At 63.9% G+C, this 18,157-nt stretch carries 20 protein-coding genes; 3 read left to right on the top strand and 17 right to left on the bottom strand.

Translation table 11 applies throughout. From position 1 onward, the window contains the following. Positions 1–6: 6 nt before the first annotated feature. The 15 genes from GV027_RS18515 to GV027_RS18585 all read right to left on the bottom strand — a co-directional run bounded on the left by GV027_RS18515 (position 7) and on the right by GV027_RS18585 (position 14,480). Positions 7–1,929 (bottom strand): type IV secretory system conjugative DNA transfer family protein, encoded by a 1,923-nt coding sequence (locus GV027_RS18515; protein ID WP_159513128.1) that lies wholly within the window; start codon positions 1,927–1,929, stop codon positions 7–9. A 13-nt stretch (positions 1,930–1,942) separates the two neighbouring features. Then, entirely contained in the window at positions 1,943–2,965 is a 1,023-nt protein-coding gene (gene virB11, locus GV027_RS18520) for a P-type DNA transfer ATPase VirB11 (RefSeq protein ID WP_159513129.1), read from the bottom strand. A gap of 4 nt (positions 2,966–2,969) precedes the next feature. After that, complete coding sequence (gene virB10, locus GV027_RS18525) at positions 2,970–4,280, bottom strand: type IV secretion system protein VirB10 (RefSeq protein WP_159513130.1); 1,311 nt, start codon at positions 4,278–4,280, stop codon at positions 2,970–2,972. 1 nt (position 4,281) lies between these two features. Further along, complete coding sequence (locus tag GV027_RS18530) at positions 4,282–5,289, bottom strand: TrbG/VirB9 family P-type conjugative transfer protein (RefSeq protein WP_159513131.1); 1,008 nt, start codon at positions 5,287–5,289, stop codon at positions 4,282–4,284. 1 nt (position 5,290) lies between these two features. After that, entirely contained in the window at positions 5,291–5,968 is a 678-nt protein-coding gene (locus tag GV027_RS18535; protein WP_159513132.1) for a virB8 family protein, read from the bottom strand. Between the two features lie 437 nt (positions 5,969–6,405). Further along, on the bottom strand, positions 6,406–7,470 hold the full coding sequence (locus GV027_RS18540; protein ID WP_236559374.1) for a type IV secretion system protein: 1,065 nt from the start codon (positions 7,468–7,470) through the stop codon (positions 6,406–6,408). A gap of 45 nt (positions 7,471–7,515) precedes the next feature. Further along, positions 7,516–7,788 (bottom strand): hypothetical protein, encoded by a 273-nt coding sequence (locus GV027_RS18545; RefSeq protein WP_159513133.1) that lies wholly within the window; start codon positions 7,786–7,788, stop codon positions 7,516–7,518. A gap of 2 nt (positions 7,789–7,790) precedes the next feature. Beyond that, positions 7,791–8,516 carry a type IV secretion system protein gene (locus tag GV027_RS18550; protein WP_159513134.1) on the bottom strand — a complete coding sequence of 242 codons (726 nt, stop codon included), beginning with the start codon at positions 8,514–8,516 and terminating at the stop codon, positions 7,791–7,793. A 1-nt stretch (position 8,517) separates the two neighbouring features. Beyond that, positions 8,518–10,884 carry a VirB4 family type IV secretion/conjugal transfer ATPase gene (locus tag GV027_RS18555; RefSeq protein ID WP_159513135.1) on the bottom strand — a complete coding sequence of 789 codons (2,367 nt, stop codon included), beginning with the start codon at positions 10,882–10,884 and terminating at the stop codon, positions 8,518–8,520. Next, on the bottom strand, positions 10,877–11,212 hold the full coding sequence (locus GV027_RS18560; protein ID WP_159513136.1) for a type IV secretion system protein VirB3: 336 nt from the start codon (positions 11,210–11,212) through the stop codon (positions 10,877–10,879). Before GV027_RS18560 ends, GV027_RS18555 begins: the two co-directional genes overlap by 8 nt. Before the next feature lies 1 nt (position 11,213). Then, entirely contained in the window at positions 11,214–11,540 is a 327-nt protein-coding gene (locus GV027_RS18565) for a TrbC/VirB2 family protein (RefSeq protein ID WP_159513137.1), read from the bottom strand. A gap of 21 nt (positions 11,541–11,561) precedes the next feature. Beyond that, positions 11,562–12,788, bottom strand: coding sequence for an LPD7 domain-containing protein (locus tag GV027_RS18570; RefSeq protein ID WP_159513138.1), 1,227 nt, complete (start codon positions 12,786–12,788; stop codon positions 11,562–11,564). 98 nt (positions 12,789–12,886) lie between these two features. After that, a complete protein-coding gene (locus GV027_RS18575; protein WP_159513139.1) occupies positions 12,887–13,486 on the bottom strand; it encodes a lytic transglycosylase domain-containing protein in 600 nt (199 codons plus the stop codon). Continuing rightward, the gene (locus GV027_RS18580) at positions 13,483–13,836 is read right to left on the bottom strand and encodes a hypothetical protein (RefSeq protein WP_159513140.1); all 354 of its coding nucleotides are present in this window, start codon (positions 13,834–13,836) and stop codon (positions 13,483–13,485) included. Before GV027_RS18580 ends, GV027_RS18575 begins: the two co-directional genes overlap by 4 nt. Further along, positions 13,833–14,480, bottom strand: a complete 648-nt coding sequence (locus tag GV027_RS18585; protein ID WP_236559375.1) for a muramidase — start codon at positions 14,478–14,480, stop codon at positions 13,833–13,835. Before GV027_RS18585 ends, GV027_RS18580 begins: the two co-directional genes overlap by 4 nt. Positions 14,481–14,934: 454 nt before the next feature. On the opposite strand from GV027_RS18585, the gene GV027_RS18590 reads away from it, so the two are divergent. From GV027_RS18590 to GV027_RS18600, 3 genes are all read left to right on the top strand, one after another. After that, on the top strand, positions 14,935–15,585 hold the full coding sequence (locus GV027_RS18590) for a hypothetical protein (RefSeq protein ID WP_236559376.1): 651 nt from the start codon (positions 14,935–14,937) through the stop codon (positions 15,583–15,585). A 51-nt stretch (positions 15,586–15,636) separates the two neighbouring features. Then, positions 15,637–15,960 (top strand): single-stranded DNA-binding protein, encoded by a 324-nt coding sequence (locus GV027_RS18595; RefSeq protein WP_159513142.1) that lies wholly within the window; start codon positions 15,637–15,639, stop codon positions 15,958–15,960. A gap of 252 nt (positions 15,961–16,212) precedes the next feature. Continuing rightward, positions 16,213–17,082 (top strand): DUF7146 domain-containing protein, encoded by an 870-nt coding sequence (locus GV027_RS18600; RefSeq protein WP_159513157.1) that lies wholly within the window; start codon positions 16,213–16,215, stop codon positions 17,080–17,082. A gap of 42 nt (positions 17,083–17,124) precedes the next feature. Here the strand turns inward: GV027_RS18600 and GV027_RS18605 are convergent, their stop codons facing one another. Both GV027_RS18605 and GV027_RS18610 read right to left on the bottom strand, forming a co-directional pair. Further along, complete coding sequence (locus GV027_RS18605; RefSeq protein ID WP_159513143.1) at positions 17,125–17,748, bottom strand: SOS response-associated peptidase; 624 nt, start codon at positions 17,746–17,748, stop codon at positions 17,125–17,127. Positions 17,749–17,798: 50 nt separating this feature from the next. After that, complete coding sequence (locus GV027_RS18610) at positions 17,799–18,068, bottom strand: HU family DNA-binding protein (protein ID WP_159513158.1); 270 nt, start codon at positions 18,066–18,068, stop codon at positions 17,799–17,801. Positions 18,069–18,157 lie beyond the last annotated feature (89 nt).

The following is an 18,157-nucleotide window of genomic DNA, read 5'->3' on the forward strand; positions in this document are numbered from 1 at the left end:
CCACTACTAAGCCGCTTTGGCGTGCACCATGACGACGCCTTCGAAAAGCGTTGCGACACGCTCGTTTGGCGGAACGGCCAAGGCGGCGTTGATCGCGGCCTGGTTCAATCCACGCCGAACCGTTGTCGTTGTTCCGTTGATTGCAACAGAGCCCGAGGTCGGCGCGGCGCCTGGCGTTGGCGATGCGGCATTGGCGTCATCGGGCGCCTGCGTGGCCTCGATCACGCGAAGGCTGTTGGCAGCGACGGCTGGGTCGACGCGGATCTGGGGCATCTCCGGGGCCGGTATCTTGGTCCGCGCCGAGAGCTTCTTCTCGGCATAGTAGCGGACCTTCTTTCCGTAGGTCGCGTACATGCCTCGCCGAAAAACAATCAGATCGTCCTCCGGCAGCAACTCGACTTCCTGAGGAAGCATCAACGGCCGGCGCTGATCGGAGTCCGAAGTGGAGCCGCCCCCGCCACCCCATGTTCCCATCGAGCGCGAGCGCGCCTTGAACGTGTAGCTGCCGAGCTGGTCCGAAATCTTCTTCGCTTCGGCCAAACCGGCCGGACGAAGCACAAGCCGCACTGCGCAGTTTCGCTCGATGTCGGCCGCCACCTTGTCCCCATAGACGCCCTGGATCTGTTCGAGCGACTGGAACGCCGGCAGCATCCGCAAGCCATAGCCGGCGACATAGCTGAACGCGTTTGCGAGCACGGTGCATTTGCCGAGGCTCGCGAACTCGTCCAATGCAAGCAGTACCTTTATCTGATGCTTGTCCCCCTTTGGCAGCTCGCGGACGTTGCGATCGATGAGCTGCTGGAAGAGCAGACCGTAGATCGGGGCAACCCGCTCCAGGTCATCCGGCGACACGCCGAGATAGAGCGAGATCCGCTTGTCCCGGAAGTCGCTCAGGTCGAAATCGCTCTCTGAGGTCGCCGCATCGACATAGGGGTTTAGCCAGCCGTTGATCTTGGACGTAACCGATTGGCGCAATCCGGAGAAGGTGTTCGCTGACGAGCCGGTATAATCCTTGATCGCCGAGACGCATCCTTCCGACAGGGGCTTTCCGGCCCTCTTGCGATCCGCGATGATCTTCGGGAAACGCCGCTGGGCATCGCCGGCTGCGAACTGGCGGTACACCTCGCCGAGCGTGAAGGGGAGGGCGTCCTCCCCATCGTCGACGGTCGCCGCGATATAGGCGGTGATACCGAGGAACGCGGTTCGTGCGCCCTCGGCCCAGAACTTTTCGCCGGTAAGCGGATCGGGGTAGAGCATCGCCGCGATCTTCTGAAGCTCGTTGATGACCTCGACCGGGTCGCGCCGGTTTATGTAGCTCAGCGGGTTCCACCGCACGGTGCGGCCAGTGGGATCGAGCGGGTTGAAAAGCAGTACCTGCTGCCCAAGCACCTTCAGCCGATAGCCTGCCGTGTTGTCGTAATTCTCCTGCTTGATGTCGAGTACGACGAGAGAATCGAGCCAGTCGAGCAGGTTCGGGATGATGACGCCCACGCCCTTGCCGGCGCGTGTCGGGGCTTCGAGCATCACATGCTCGGGCCCGCCGAAGCGCATCACCTTGCCACCGAACTTGCCCAGCACGATGCCGGCCGAGGCCAGCATCTTGCCGTTGCGGACCTCGCCGACCCGCGCGAAGCGTGCCTCGCCGTGGAGCTTCTGCCGTTTGAACAGCGTGGAGACGATCGTGATGACCGTTAGGACGAGGCCGATCCCGAAGCCGATCAGGAACGGCTGATAGACGATCGGGTAGCCTTTCAGTGCCCAGAGCGCGGCCGGCACCTTCCGCCAGGGGGTATGGACGTTGAGGAGGTGTGCACGCCACAGGACGGCAAGGGCGCCGATCGTGGTGCTCACCGCCACGCCGATGACGCCGAGAAACGCGATCGCGCCCGGCTGCGACCCTTCATCGCTTCGCACCCATTTTCCGTTCATGCCGGCACCCTCTTTAGTCGGTCGGCCTGCTCGCCGGATCGAACCATACTTCTGTCATGCGATAGCGCGCCGGTTGGCCCTCGCCGGGTGGCAGGCGGTGCATCTGCACGACGATATCGACCAGGGAGCGCAGCAGCGCCCGGATGTCGTGGCGGTCGAGATCGTTACCGCCGTCCGATTCCTTCACCAGCAGCGTCAGCTGCTCGAGCGCGCCCTCGGCCGTATTGGCGTGGACCGTGGTGATCGAACCGGGATGACCGCTGTTGACGTTGCGCAGGTAGAAGAAGGCGGTGCCGTCCCGCAATTCCTGGAGAAGGATGCGATCGGGCCGCATTCGCAGCGCCGATTCCAACAACTCCTTGGCGCCCGCCTTCTGGAGGCTCTTCCCGTCCTTGGCGTACATCATGTGGACGTGGTTGCGCTGGGGTACGACGAGCTCGCGCGTGTCCTCGATCGTCAGAATCCGCTCATAGTCCGGGATCATCTTGATGAGTCCCTTCGAGAAGCTCGTCTTGCCGGACCCCGTCGCGCCGGAAATGAGGATGTTCTTGCGGGCTTCGACCGCCAGCTTGAAGAAGGCGCGCCAGCCGCCAGCCTCGCGCAGTCGCAGCAGATCGGAGTCGACCTCCTCGTACAGGCCGTGCGCGCGGACCTCGCTGAACAGGCCGGCACGCTCGAAATCGTCGATGTTCATCGTCACGCCCGACGCTTTGCGGATCGTGATCGAAATGAAGCCTTGCTCGACCGCCGGGGGAACGACGACCTGCGCGCGCTCGCCGCCCGGCAGGACCGAGGAGCAGATCGGATATTCGGAGTTGATGTCCTGCTTGGTCAGCCCCGCGATCAGCTTCGCCAGCGTCATGAGCGCCGCATTGTCCAGCGCGGGCTCCTCATGCCACTCCCAGCCACGCCGCGTTTCGAGGCCGATCATCCCCGGCTCGTTGATGACCAGCTCGGTCACATCGTCGCGCAGGAGATGCCGTCGGATCGGCTCGGCATTATGCTCGTAGATCAGCGACGTCGGACTAAATGCCACGGCCTTAACGCCTCAATCCCACGTCATAGACCGAGCGGAAATCGAAGTCCTTGGCGACGAAGATCGCAGCGGTGTCGCCCTGGTTCTTCTTTAGGATCGGCCTGATCTGCATGGTCTGCTGAAGGACGGTTTGCCCGGTTTGCCCTGGAACCTGGGTGGTGTTGCTCCCCTCATTCGCAACCGCCCGACCGGCGATCTGCGACGCATCCTCCAGCACCGAGATGACGAGCCCAACGCCAAACCGTGCCCAGAATTGGGTATCGACACCGCCCGGCAAACCGGCCCGACCAAGGCTATCGGCTGCCGGTGACCCGAGGTCGATCGCGACGCCGCGCGGCGTCAGGGCGCGCGTCCACAGCACGAACAGGCGCGCTTGCCCCTGCGTGATGCCGCCGGAATATTGCCCGAGGACCTTGGTCCCCTTGTCGAGCAGAACGATGCGGCCGTTCTCGGAATAGACATCGTGATTGATGACGCAGGACACGAACCCGGCCTGCGTCGAGTTGATCGCCGTTTGAAGCGTGCAGGGGATGACCGTGCCCGCACTCAGCAGAAGGTTACGGTCCGCGACCATCGTTGCCCGTACCGTCTGGATCGCGGCATGGCCGAGCTGATCGCTGAAGTCGGTCGAGCCCTTGCCCGCCTCGGCCGGACCGTCGTCACCCGGCGCTCCGAAGCCACTGGCACCTAGACCTCGCCGCGCGACGGTGGATTGTCCGTTGCCGCGCGTCCGTTCGTCGAGGTCCGTTGCCTGTTGCGCGTCGGCACTGGGCGCGGAGGCGGGAAGAGCGGTCGAGGCCAGCCCGGTGTTCCCAAAGGCCATGATCGGCGACCGCCGCGCCGCATCGGCCATGGCGCGGGCCTGCTCGGCACGTCGCTGCTCGGGAGATTGCTGTCCGTTCGCCGTGGCGGAGGTTGTCCCGCCCGGTACCGGCACTGGATTTCCGTTGGCATCGGCGACCTGCGGCCCCGGGGCTGCGGCGATCGGCCGCCCGAATATGTCGGTCTGCGCGGCGCCGGGCTGGCCGAGCTGACCCGCGAGCGCCGCGCGCTGCGCGTTCGGCGATCCCATGACGTCGTCCACAGCCCGGTCACTGGCCTTCGCGGGCTGCGCGGCAGCCGCGGTGCTGGCCGATTGGTGGAACGCACCATAGCCTATCACCATGCCGCCTATGGCGCCGAGCAGGCCGATCCCCGCACCGATGAAGGCGAGGTTGCCCCACCCGCCGCTACGCGTGACCGGGCTATCCACCTCGCCTGATCGAACGGTGTCGGCAGCGACATCGCCCCCGCGGTCAATGACGGTCCCGACCATGTTACTGTCCCTTCACTTTGCGTTCGACGACATTGGAGACGGTGCCCGTTCGATCGCCGCGATCGTTGCGCAGCGGCGCCTCGTTGTAGATGCACAGCACGCTCGCCCCGCGCCGGAGGCGCAGCTGCCGGTAGACCGCATGGATCACGACGAAATCCTCGCGGACATCGTAGGGGACGATCGTCTCGGTCCCGTCGACGTCGACCGCGAAGATCGAGGGAATGTCGGCGTGGCCTGGATAGCGCAGCACGGTGAACTCGCCGTTGTCGGAGATCTCGGTGGGTTGCAGCGCGCTGTCGCCCTGCACGGTGTAATTCATATTCCGGGTGCCCTCGATCACGGCATGGTCGAGCGCGGCGGTGGTGATGGTCGTCTCGATCGCCTTGGCGGCCTGGACCTGGGCAAGCTGCACCTGCAGCGCCGCCATCGCCCGTTCCTCGCGCGGATAGCGGAACCGCACGCCGTACATCGTGGCGCCCGTCCCTAGTGCGAGGCTGAAATGATAGGTGCGCGGCACGCCGTCCGCGTTGGTGACGACGATCAGGTTGGTGCCTCCAGCCCTCTCGCGGGGTTTGAGGAAAACGATATTGCCCACGGGCGCGATCTGCCAGGAGACCGTATCGCCCAGGGCGGCCTGCGTGACCGTTTCGCCGGGCCCGAACTGGATCTCGATCGCGTGCCGGAAACTGCCGACGATCGTCACCACCTGATCTGGATCGTAGTTGACGTTGCGAACGCGGGCGTCCTTGGCCCCGGGGACGGGGGTCTCCGACGCAAACGCGGGGTGCGGCGCGAGCGTGACTGCCGCGGCACCCACGATCGAGAACGCGACGAGGCGGTGCCACACCGCCCCGACCCCGCGCCAGAAGCGGTTCCTGGCGCCATCCTCCGTCAGCACCAACGCCGTCGTCGGCGGTGACAGGCGCAGACCCAGCTTTTTGCGCAGCGCGGGCAGGAAGGAGACTGCAACACGGTCGCCATTATCCGACGTATTTGGCTGATCGCTCATGTCACGCCTCCGGGTCAGAACGATAATTCACGACCTGGAAGCCGAGCGGATTGATATTCCGATCCTTCTCATGCTCCGGCGCCGTCGTGTATCTGAAGGTCAGAATGGCGTTCCAATTTTGCGCGATCGGCGTGTTCTGCCCGAAGGTGATGATCTTCGTGAAGCGGACCTGCGCTACGGTATGACTGAGGAAACTGATCGTCCGGATCGAGATCGAGACGAAGCCCTTGTCGCCATAGATGTTGGAGGGCGCGTTCTTGTTGCTGGCCTGAACGCCGTTCAGATAGCGACCGCTCTCGGCCTGATCGCTGGTCAGCATGACCGTATAGGCGTTCTCGCGCGCGGCATCGTTGAGCCAGCCTTCGCGCAACCGCACATATTGCGAGATGAAGTAGCGGTTGACCGCATCCTCATAGGTGCGCGGCTGCGGCCCTTTGAGTGCGGTCACAACCTGCGTCTCGCCCGAGCTCTTGTCGACCCTGATGACATAGGGCTCGACGGTCTTCAGCGGACTCAGCATCGCGACTGCAGCAACCGACGCCACGGCGAGCGTGCACGCACCTGCGGCGACACCCCAAGCGAGCCGCTTGGACTGGATCGCCGCACGCATACGATCATATTCCCACGTCCTCGAGGTCTCGTAGTATTTCTCTTTATCTTCGGCCTTCACCGCGCCCATGGCGTCGATTCCTTCAGCAGGAGGAGTAGGTCGGCGCGACGTCCTGCTCGGACGTGCGTGGCGCCGATCGCGGGATATTTATGGCCCCAGATCCGATGGGGGCGGCAGGCGTAACTCCGGCACCGGGCGTAGGGGTCGGTGCGGGAAGAGGCGCCGGTGCTGGCTCGCGTGATGGAGGAACCAACATCGACTGCCCTGCGCCCTGCTGTGACGCCGGCAGTGGCACCGGCAAGCTCGGCAGGATCGACCCGTAGAGGTTGGCGGGACGCCGGTGTTTGCCGTCGCACACCGAGACAGGTCTGATATGAGTCCCGGTGCAGCCGCCAAGCACAAGCGTGCCGATCGCCACGATGGTCAGCCTTTTCATACGGTCTCCGTTCGTAAGGTCCCGCGCCTGCGGCGTTCCGTGATTCATGGTCTTGGACTGGCCAGCCGACTTATGTTGACCGAGAGGCCGAGCCGCCCGTCGCGCCCCCTCCTGGCGGGGGACGGTTCGCCTGCGTCGCGCGCCGGAACATGAGCCGGTTGGTCAACATGTTCGCCCCGGTCTGCAGGAAGCCATGGCCGCCAGATGACGCACCCCCCGAGATACCCGCAGCGATGGCCGGCGATTGAAAGAAGAAGATCGTGCCGACGATGTAGATCGCCGCACAGGCGATCGTCGCGACGAGCATCACGGCAGCTTTCAGGACGATGTAGCCGTTCTGCGCCATGACGAAGGACGAGCCGTCCTCGGGGATCGATCCCATGATGCCGTCCATCGCGGCTTCCTGGAGGCCGGTGATGAACTTCGTCATGATCGCCATGACGACCATCAGCAGGATGAAATTGACGGTCTGCTTCAGCCACCCGTCGAACAGCCAGCGGGAGGAGTTGAAAAGCAGACACGCCAGCGCGAGCGGTGCGAGCGCGACGCAGATCGCAACCGACAGTTTGGCAAAAATGACAATGCAAAAGCCGATCGACGCCGACATAAACGCGAAGATGTAGAGGACGGCGACGCACAGATAGGTGATCAGCGTGGCGCTGAGCTGGATTACGGGCGTGCGAAGGTCGGTTATGCCCTTCTGCTCTTGCGACTGAACTTTCAGGTTCGCGTTGACCAACTTCTCCGAGAGCTTGCCGGTATCGGCGACATAGGTATCGAAGGTGGTGCCCGGGTTGGTGACGGGCGTGCCCGATCCAGCCGCGATGATTTCGCTCGGCAAGTTGGTGACCACGTTCACCACAAACGCCGAATAGCCAACCGCACTGGCAGCCGCGAGGGCGAACCCGACCTTGCCGGCTTGGAATACCAGCTCGCGAAGTGGAGCCTGGATAGCCCCTCGTAGCACGGCAAAGCCGAGCAGCAGGAAGTAGATGATCGCCGCCAGGGCCAAAGGCGCTGCAACGAAACTGACGAGCCCCGCCCCGAAGCTCGCAACCGAGGTCGCTATGGCAGTCTCCACATACGAATACATCGTCGTGAACAGCGTCATGATGTTGGGTGGGCCGGCAGCCATTGGGTGAGGTTCCGATCTTCGGCGATCAAGGCGCAGCGAGCAATTTTACTTTTTGCGGATCGTGTTCTGTTTGAAGAAGTCGGCCTCTTCGTTACCGGCCTTGGTCTGGGCGACCGTGATGGTCGCATCGCCGGTCGTCGCGCACATCTTGGCCTTCTGATCCGCAGGGAGATGGCTGTACTCCCCCGCGTCGCACTTCGCCTGCCACTGCGTGAGGAGTTGCGGACTGGCGATTAGCTCCTTGGTGGTAGGCACCACGACGTTCTGCTGGCATCCGCAGACAAGGAGCAAAGAGCAGAGGGGTATGATCTTGCGCATGATTACTTCCTGATCGTGTTGGCACTGAAGAATGCTGCTTCATCCCGACCTGCCGCCACTTGCGCCGCGCTGATCTGCATGTTCGCCTGACCGGCCTGCGCCATCTGGATCGCCTGCATCTTGAGCATATCGTTCTGAAGCTGCGCCTGCTCAACCGAGATACGGGCTTGCAGGTCCATCACGTCCTTGGGATCCTTGGCATACGACAGTTGCTCGCGAAGCTGGTCGAGGCCCTGCATCCGGGTTTGGGTGATGCTGAGCGTATTTTCGCCCAGCGCGGCCGTGGCGGCCGATGAACTGGTCGCGTCCCTGAGCGCCTGGTTGTAGGCCACGTCCGCGTCGGAGGCCGACGTTGCCGGCAGCGCGTAACGAGACTGGATGCTCGATGCGAGCGAACCGAGCGAACCAATCTTCGACAGGTCGCCACTGAGCAGCGTCGAGGCGTCGATCGTCGTGTTGGGCAGGATGTTGCGCACCTGCGCGTTGAGCAATTGCGGGGCGAGAGCGTTGACGTTGGTCAGCTTCTGAAGCGAGCTGAGCGTCGTCGTCGCCGTCTGGATCTGCTGCTCGCCCTGCTGGATCATTTTCACCGTGTTCTGGACCTGGGCGAGCGCCTGCACGTAGGTCGAGGTGTCGAAAACAGGGATGCCCTGTGCAACGGCCGGCGACGCGAACGCAGCGAACGCGACCGGCGCGGCTGCAACCATGATGATGCGCTCGAGCAACATGTCAGCTTCTCCTTTGGTTGGCATAGAAATGCGGCAGCCATGCCGCTGGATCGTTGCCCGCCAGGGCAATGGCCTCCTCCATGGCGACCAGGGTCTCCTCGCGGCCAGAAAGCACTTTCAGTTCATTGGGCATCCCGCCGAGATCGAGCTTCGCGACGATCGAGGTGTGGCCTTGCTTGACCAGGAAGGTGCGGCTCTCCGGCGTCAGATCCTCACGGATCAGCCGGTACTCCGCGTCCGTCAGGCCGAGCCCGTCGCAATAATCCGATCGCTTGGCGTCGGAGTTGGGAAGCAGGATCTTGGTCGCGGTCTGCTCGATGATCGAGTGGGCGATCGGCGAGCGCAGCGCATCGGCCGGCGACTGCGTGCCGAACACCATGAAGGCGTTGCGCTTACGGAAGGTCTTGAGACCGTCCTGCGCAAACGCCCGAAAGGCATCGTCCTGAAGCGCCTTCCAGAACTCGTCGACGTCGACCACGACACGCTGCCCGTCCAGCAGCTCGTCGACACGGTGGAAGAGGTACAGCATCGTCGGGGTGCGGATTTCCGGGTTCTCGAGGAAGTCCGTCATGTCGAAGCCGATGAACCGCGCCGACATCGTCACCTCGTCCTGCGGACCGTCAAAGGCCCAGCCGAGCGGGCCGCCCAGACACCATCGCTCCAGCCGGGCGCCGATGCCTTCGGCATCGGCGTAGCCCAGCATCTCGCGCAGGGCGCTGAAGGAGCGTGATGGCGCCGGCAGCCGCATCACCGCCTCGATACCTTCGTCGATCAGTCGCTCTTCCGCGACGCTCAGCGGCCGGTTTTCCCGGCGTACGAGGACGCGGATGAACTGCCGCAGAAACGCGATGTCATGCGGCGACGGGGTCAGACCCTTCAACGGCGCGAAGCCCGTGGGCTCGCCGTCGCGCAACGCCAGATAGGTGCCGCCACACGCGCGGACGAAAATCTCGGCGCCGCGGTCCTTGTCGAAAAACACCTGTTTCGCGCCGGTCTTTTCGAGCTGCGCTTGCAGGAAGTTCTGCAGCACCGTCTTGCCGCCGCCGGTCGGCCCGATGATGAGGGTGTGGCCGATGTCGGCGCGGTGGAAATTGAACCAGAAGGAGGAGCCCGCGCGCGTCTTGAGCAGCGTCACCGCCTCGCCCCAGTGGTTTCCCGACTTGCGGCCGGCCGGGAAGGTGTAGAACGGGCTCAGGCCGGCGAAATTGCGCGTGTTGATGACCGCGGGGCGCGCGCGCATCTTGAAATTGCCGGGAAGCTGCGCCCAGAAGGCGGCCTCCAGCGCGACGTCCTCGCGCGCCATCACCATGCCCGTATCGGCCGCTGCCGATCGTGCGATCGACAAGCGCTCCAGCAGCCGCTTCGGGTTCTCGTCGATGACCGCGATCGAGAGGTGATGCTCGCCCATGGCGAAGCGGTTCGCCATGAGATCGTCGACGCCGTCGAGCAGCTCCTCCGCCTGGCTGACGCCGGCATCGTCCGAGGAGACCATCTGCTTGTATTTTTTCGTGAACCGGTCGCTCGCGACCGACTTTACCAATGGCGCGAAACTCTGAGTCAGCACGAACGGGAAGTCGAGCGTGAGCAGGCTGTTGAACTGACCGGTCCGCGTGCTGGCGACATACTCGCGAACACCGAACATGCCGAGGTAATGCGACGTGTGCGGCAGCCGGATTTCGGCCGCCTCGCGACCGAACACGACCCGTGAGGTATACAGGGCTTGACCCAGCCTGCCGTCGAGCAGCGGCACGCGGATGCGGTCGCCGGTCAGGATGAAGTGCAGCACCTCCATCGGTCGCGAAAAAAGGACGCCGTTGTGCTCATACAGCGAGAGCGGTTCTGGCGCGACATCGACGAGCAGCGTTTCGAAGTCGCGGCACTTGTCCGCCATGATCGTGAGCGCGCGATCGTCGATCTCGGCGTTGGCTTTTCGCTTCGAGAAAAGCCGCGTCGCCTGCTCGCCGGCCATGCTCGACGGCCGCACGATGATCGTGACGTAGAACTCGTTGTGGTAGAGGACCTTCTCCTTCAGCGTGCCGGCGTATTTCTCCTGTAAGGTTTGCGCGAAGTCGGAGTGGAAGTCGCCGCCGAGAACGGGGTCGGTCGCTGTCCGCACGAGATGGGTCCACAGCGCGACGCGATCGTCACCGATCGAGCGCCACGCGATGTTGAGCTTGTTATGCCAGGTGTTGAGGTCGCCGATGTCGCTGGTCTCGAACGGTCGCCCATCGACGCGGTACATGCGCATGAGCGAGCCGTCTTCGAGAGCAACCAGCGTGTCATCGACGTGCCGCGTGTAGGGAATGAACTTGATGTCATCCGTCTCGCGAACCGCGATCTTCTTATGCTTCAGTCTGGGCTCAGTCATTGCCAAAATGCTTCCGCTTCACGCCCTTGGCGAGGCGGACGGGGGAGTAGCTTCCGCCTCCCCAGAACTTGCGGTTCTTGGATAGAAAGCCAGTCTGGAACCACAGGCCCCATAGCCGGAACGCGTTGAAGTCGTAGTGACAGATCATGCGCGCCGGGAAGTAGAGCGCTCCGAACAAGGCGAGGGGGTAGAACGGATTGTGGAAGATCCCCCAGATCAGCATGCAGACCATGATGATCGGCAGGATCGCCTCGAGCGGCAGTCCCATGAAGACCGATGGTCTGGTCAGGGCGAGGAACATCTTATCCTCGGCGAGCTTGTCTTCCATCTTACGCTGATCCGCCCATCCAGCCGACGATCGTCGCTGCCGAGAAGATGATGCCGATGCCGATCAGCACCGTGACCGCTTTCCCCCAATCCATCCGGCCGGTCAGCTTGGCGTAGCCGACCGCCATGACGGCGATGACACCGACGACGGAAGCGACGGTCGTCATCCAGGTCCTGATCGTGCCGAGCCCGGTCTCGATCGACGTGCCGCTGCTCTGTGCAAGGACGGGCTGCGCAATCGTGAGGAGAACAAGCGCACCGGCAAAGCCGATGACCTGCCGGGCGCGGGCGTTGGACATCATCCGGCCCATGGGCTGAGTGAACTTCATACGGGTCTCCATGGCTTGAGGTTACCTCTCGAGATCGTGGGTGGGTCGGATCGGCTCGACCTGCCGCACAGGCGTCGGCTCACGGACCGAAACATCGAGGCCGCGCCGCAGCACGTCCGAGATCATGTGGCGGCTCTCAACTCTCGCGGACGCCATCCGGTCCGCGTCCCCGTCGAAAGCCGCACCGAGATGCTGCTCCATCGCCGCCTGCGCCTGCCGCGCGTTGGCGAGGCGGGGATCGGCGGCAATCCGCTCCGCCCCGCCGTGCAGGAACAGCTCGGCCAGTTCGTCATTCTCGTGACGTCGCTCAGGCGCGGCCTGATGGAGGCGCTCCTCTCGGACGATGAGTGGTTCCGGTTCGGGCTGCCGTTCGGGCGCGGCCGTCGACCCCGCGACCAGGAGGTCTTCGCGCTCGCCGGCGACCTCGTCTGCCAGCGACCCGTTCGCGCCGGCATGCCTGGCGACTTCATGGCGGTTGAGCCCGGACCGCACGAGGTAGATCGCGTCGGCGACCTCGCCGTCCCACGCTCCCTCTCGCGCCATCCGGCGCAGATCGTCGGGTTCATAACCGGACCTGGAGAAGGCGCTGACCAGTGTCGGGCTTTCCAGGGCCCGCTCCAGCGCCCCGTTCAGCGCATCCCTGTTCAGATCGATGCGCTCGGCTTGAACCTCCCTCCGCAGGGGCTCCATGTCCTCGCTCATGGCCTCGTAGAGCGCCTTGCGATCCTGCGTATGGACGCTCACCGTCAACAGGATCCGCTTGTCGGCGTCGGACAATTCGGTGCTGCTTCCGTTCGGCAACGCCTGAGGCGTGCCGTTCCTGTCCGCTGCGGCAGACGGTGCAAGTATAGTCGCCTCGACCGTCTCGACAGCGGCCGGCGGAGCGACGGTTTCGACGGTCGGAGCCGGCTTCTCCGCCACCTCACGGTCGCGTCGTGCAGCGTCGGCGCGACGCAGCTCCTGCATTCGCGCCTGTTCGTCGAAGCTCGGCTCATAGCCGCGCACCGTCAGGCCTTCGCGCGACGCCGCCGTCCACACCGCGTGGCGAAATTCGGGCGAACCTTCGACGTCGATCCCCTCCCAGCCATTGTGCTTGGCGATCGTGACCAGGGCCGAGACGGTCTCGGGATCCTCGTTTCGAGCAATGATTCGATCGCCGGCGATCTCGATCGACGGGTTCTCACGATCCGTCGGCAGGAACATACCGACGCGGCGCTCGCTGCCGTCGGACGGCTCGATGATCCGCACCTGATATCGTGTCGCCAGCTCGGGCGGAATCTGGAACCCAGCATGTCCGGCTTGCGCCTCCGTGTCGGGTCCGCCCCGCGCAACGCTGTTGTCCGCACTCATTTGAAGACCTGGACGGCGCTGGAATCGATCTGCCCCACCACCCAGCTAGCTTCGGCGGTCGCTGGCTTGGCCGGGGCGGGCGTGTCAATCGGCGCCGACGCCGAGCTCGGGATGGGCGGGGGTGTCTGGATCGTCCCCATGCCGCTCGCGGCCGACCAGACGCGACCGACATAACCGTTGCGGAAACCGCGCGTCAGCGTGCCGGTGTTGTAGAGTGAATAGGTCGCGGAAATCGCGTCCAGCCCCGTATAGTGCTGGATCGCGAGGCCATACCCCGCCCGCAGCATCGAGGATGCGAGCCGCAGGTTCGTACAAGGGTCGAAGGCCTGCTCGACGGTGACACCCAATCGCGCGAAATTGGCGGAGTTCACCTGCGCCAGTCCGACATCGACCGTATAGCCGGCCGCCATGTACCGGCGCACCAGCGCAGCGCCGTCGACGATAGACGCGGCGCGGACGCGCGGCCCCTTGTTGATATTGATCGACAGATCGTTGCCGCCGCTCTCGGTCACGACGAGGGGAACAACCGCCTCGGTCGCGATCTCAGGCGCGCATTGCTGCGCAAGCATGGTGATCGCGGCGACGTTGTGGATCATTGCTGCGTCACTGTCTGATAGCGGGTGTCGAGCGCGTACCGCGACGTTCCGCCATCGGCCTTCGTCACGGTCAGGTCGTAGCCGTGCTTGGCCCTCTTCGTCTTGATACCGACCCCGGTGCAGGTCGGGAACGAGCCGCCGATAGCGAGGGCGTTCCAGAGTTTCGTGATCGGGGGGACGCACTCGGCATATTTCGTCGGCGAACCGGGCGTCGCGAGGCAGAGGACCACCTCACATCCCCAGTCCGACGCGTAGGCAGGTTGCGGAACCGCAACCCCCACGACGCCGGCCGCGCACAGCGCGATGGCGCCAGTGGTGCCGCCCAGCTTGGTCATCAAATGTCGGATCATGAGCCACCTCCATGAGCTGCGCGCCATTCCGCGGTTGCGAACACGTCCCATTGCGGCGGTGCTTTCGCGGCAAAGGCGAGGGTCGAGGCGGGCGCGGTCGGCGTTTCGGCTCCGACGGGCGTGGGCGATGCCGGCGCGTCGCCCTGTGCGACGGTGATGAGCCAGTCCTCGTCGCCTTCGATCGGTCGGGTTCGGTCGATGATCTGCCCGGGCCGCGCGAACGCTACATGCCAGTGGTTCGAGTGGCCGCGATCGCCCGGCCCGAGCAGTTCGATGATACGGATACCGCTCTGTGCCATGACGGCGCGGATCTGCCTGCGGTCGATCGCGTCGACGCCGCCCGCGGGTACGAAATCGAGCGCCTGGCCGAACTTGTGCCAGCTATATCGCGCGCCGTAATTGGCGTTCATCGGGCGGATCGTGTCGGTAACCCGCGCACCGAAGGCGCGTCGGACGAGGGCCGCGACGTTCGACACAGAGGGCGCGCCTACGGAGCCGATGGGAGACTGGTCGTCTTCGCTATGCGCGAGCGCACAGGCGTCAAAAACCGTCGCCGGCGTGATACCGTAACTTGCAAAGTCGTGGCCCGCGATCTTCAGTGGGCCAGCGCTAAAGTCGGCACCCAGCGCGATCAGATCACGCACCGTCGCCTCTGCATCAGCTGCGTTGCCCGGCTGCCTAGCGAGGACCGCACCCGAACGAACGGAGATCGCGAGCGACGCGGGAGATGGCGCTCCGGCCCCGGCAAGCCCGGCGGCGCAGAGTTGAATTGCCTTCGCTACGATACTCACCGGAAGCACATCAATGCACCGTTACTGATTTAGACCCGAGCAGATGTCAGCTACTGAAAGACATCCTCATCAAAAGGTTAGGTCCGAAGATACGAGCAAACAACACCATATCTGGAGCGAACCATTCACGATTATGGAGTGTTACGGCGTAATCTATTGCGATTAGAGGCGAGCTATTGCACCATAACTTCGGGAGAGGCTCGAACGGATTTTCGATAATCTAAGCAAGGCTAAGACCTGGCTAACTAAATTAGCCGAGATGGTTTCGCGGGACTGGAAAGACGGTGGATATACGGGCGATGAGCTCTTGAAGCTGCAAGCTTTGTCGGGCGGGTTGGCGCTTTTGACCGCTGTCGTCATTTGGTATCGTCCATTCGACGACCAACGGGCAGTGAGGCGAGGTGAGGTTTCGGCCTGCAGCGTCGCTGCGACGCATGACTTCTGCGATGCCGTTGCCGGCCTATCGAGGGCGCTCCGCAATCCCTTCTTGCGGGTGGACCGAGCCAGCATCCTCCCGCCCCGCGATACGCCAGGGGCGGTCGATCCTTCTATCACTCAGGCGAACATCGGCACGACGATCTGCCGGCCCGGCTATGCCCGATCTGTCCGCCCCGCCTTCGCGGTTACCGGGCCGATCAAACGGCGCTTGATGGACGCGCAGCATCCGGGCGAGGCCTTTGCCGATTATGAACTTGACCATTTGATCCCGATCTCGCTTGGCGGCGCGCCGCTCGACTTGCGCGATCTGTGGCTCCAGCCCCGGCGCGGCCAGGCGAACGCGGCTGACAAGAATGCCTTGGCCTACGTCTTGTGGCGACTGGTTTGCGAGCGCCGCGTGCCACTTCGGACGGCGCAGCAGGTCATCCGGCACGACTGGACGAAGGCCTACGACACATACGCTACGCGCGAGAACGTGGCGCGCTACCACTTTCGGCATCGCCAAGAGGAGCACGACTAGCCTCGCACCGGCCAGCCGAATCCGACCCCAACACCGACGAAGGAGGATATCATGCCACAGAATATTGCCGAGTTTCGGATTATCGGTCGCATCGGCAAAATCACGGCGCGCGAGAAGGTCACCTATGTGAGCGTCGCCGCCAATTATAACCGGCGAGAAGGGGACGACTGGAAGACCGACACGCTATGGAACAGCGTCGTGTGCTTCTCCAATGTCGGCCCCCAAGTCGAGGCGGTCGGGAAGGGCGATCTGGTGCATGTCACCGGCCGGGTCCGCGAGAGCAACCACGGCGAAGGCAACGACGTTTCCTACCGCACCGAACTGATTGCCGACACCTTCTCGATCCTGACCAAGGCCGAAGCCGAGCATAGCTGATGAGAGGCGGGAGCGGCTTGGCGGCACGGCTCTACCTTACCCTGCGCTTCGACCGAGCCCGCTTGGCGGTCCCGACCCGGTTGGGTGACGATCCTTGCTTGGGTCGACACCTGGACGAAGGAGATCGTCGCGCAGCGCGCGGCCAATCGTCTCCTGCCGACCCTCCAGAGTGGAGGATGCCGCCTGTGCCTTCGGTAATATTTTCCGGAGGCCAAAGTGACCGAAACCTATCAGCTTCACAGGACGTGGCCGATGGCGAGACTACCGCTCGATGCCGAAATTCGAGCCAGGAACATTGTCGAACAGCTCGGCGGGGTATGGCGTGGCACCCGCGGCGAATGCCGTTGCCCGGCCCATGATGATGGCTCACCCAGCCTGTCCGTCCGGCTCGGCGATTCGGCCATCCTGTTTCACTGTTTTGCCGGCTGTACGACGCTCGAGGTGCTCAAGGCGCTTCAGCGCCGGAAGCTCCATGACCGTTCTGCCGTGGCAATGCCGCAAGGGAAGCCGAAGCGCGACATGGGCGCGCTCGCCGTGCGTCTCTGGAACGCCAGCGCGCCGATCGCGGGCACGCTCGCTGAAGACTATCTCGTCGCCCGTGGCCTGACCGCGCCATACCCCAAGGCTCTACGCTTCAACCCGGCGACCATATTCGGCTCCGGCGCCGATAGACGCGTCATGCCCGCGATGATCGCTGCGGTCGAAAACGACCTCGGTCTCGTCGCGGTTCAACGTACCTTCCTCGCTTCCGATGATGTGCTGCGAAAGCCCATCCCCAAGCCGAAGGTTGCGCTCGGGCTGCTCGGCACAGCTGCGATCCGGCTTGCGCCCGCGACCGACGAACTGGGCCTTGCCGAAGGGATCGAGGACGCTCTGTCAGCAACGCAGTGGTTCGGAACGCCGACATGGGCGCTGGGCGGTGTCGAACGGCTTGCCTTCGTCGCGATCCCGGAGAAGGTCCGGCGTGTGATCGTTTACGGCGACCGAGGCCGCGCGGCCGACCGCCTGCTCGATAAGGCACGCGATCACCTTAAGGCGAACGGGCGGGAACTCATCAGCCGTGTGCCGGAGCATCATGACGATTGGAACGATGCCTGGCGCGCGCACCAGCGGAGCGCATGATACAGCACCAGCGGCAGCTGGATCATGGGGATCATGAGTGCGTCAGCCGAGCCGCATCAACTGTGAAGGGTAGGGAGCGACGAGCTCCTTCAGATCGTCCCATGGTGCCGATAGCCAGCGATCATAGTCGTCGTCGTGGAGAACCACCGGCATCGCCTTTGGATGAATCGGCGCGACGATCGCATTCGGCTCTGTGGTCAAAAACCCGTAGGCGTTTCCGCGCTCCGTCGGTCGCCAGATCCCGGCCAAGGCAAATATCGGGCGACTAGGCACGTCGAACCAGTGGAGCGGCTTTTTCCCGTCCTCGCCAGGCGCGATCCCGAACTCGGAGAATGCGGTCACCGGCACCAGGCAACGGCGCGCCGGCGTCGTCAGCATCGACCGCCAGAAGCTCGAGTTGAGATTGCGCACGTTCGTCACGTACTTGGTGAGCTTTACGCTTGCTTCGCGCTTGCTTGGCACCTGGGTTGGTACACCCCACTCCATCCGCTCGATCTTCCGATCGGCACCGTCCTGGATGACCACTTGGCCGTAGAACGGCGTCTTCTTGCCCGTCGGAAAGATGTCGGGGGCGGGGTAGGTCTCGTCCGGCTCGTAAGGTGGCCGGATGCCGAACGTCGCAGCGATCTCCGCCTGCTTTGCCGTCAGCCTGTATCGATTACACATCCGAGCACCCTATGGTGGTGCCGGCGAGCTCGCCCGCCGGCACTCTGGTCTTAGAGCTTGTCCTTCAGCCCCTTGGCGGGCGTGAACGCGACCTTCTTCGATGCCGCGATCGTCATTGCCTCGCCGGTCGACGGGTTCCGGCCCTGGCGCTCGGGACGATCCTTGACCGAAAACTTGCCGAAGCCGGCGATCGCGACCTCTTCGCCCTTTGCGGCCGCGCCTGCGATATGCTCGAACACAGCGGCAATCGCGGCCTTGGCTTCTGCCTCGCTCGTGCTCGTCGTACCCGCGACCGCCTTGACCAGTTCACCCATATTCATGCTCATGTACTTCCCTTGTGAAACTCACACGACCTTAGCCATGACGAGCAACCTTTCAACGACGCTGCGCAACGCGAGCGACATCGCGG

The organism is Sphingomonas sp. T1, from assembly GCF_902506585.1.
Taxonomy (GTDB): domain Bacteria; phylum Pseudomonadota; class Alphaproteobacteria; order Sphingomonadales; family Sphingomonadaceae; genus Sphingomonas; species Sphingomonas aerolata.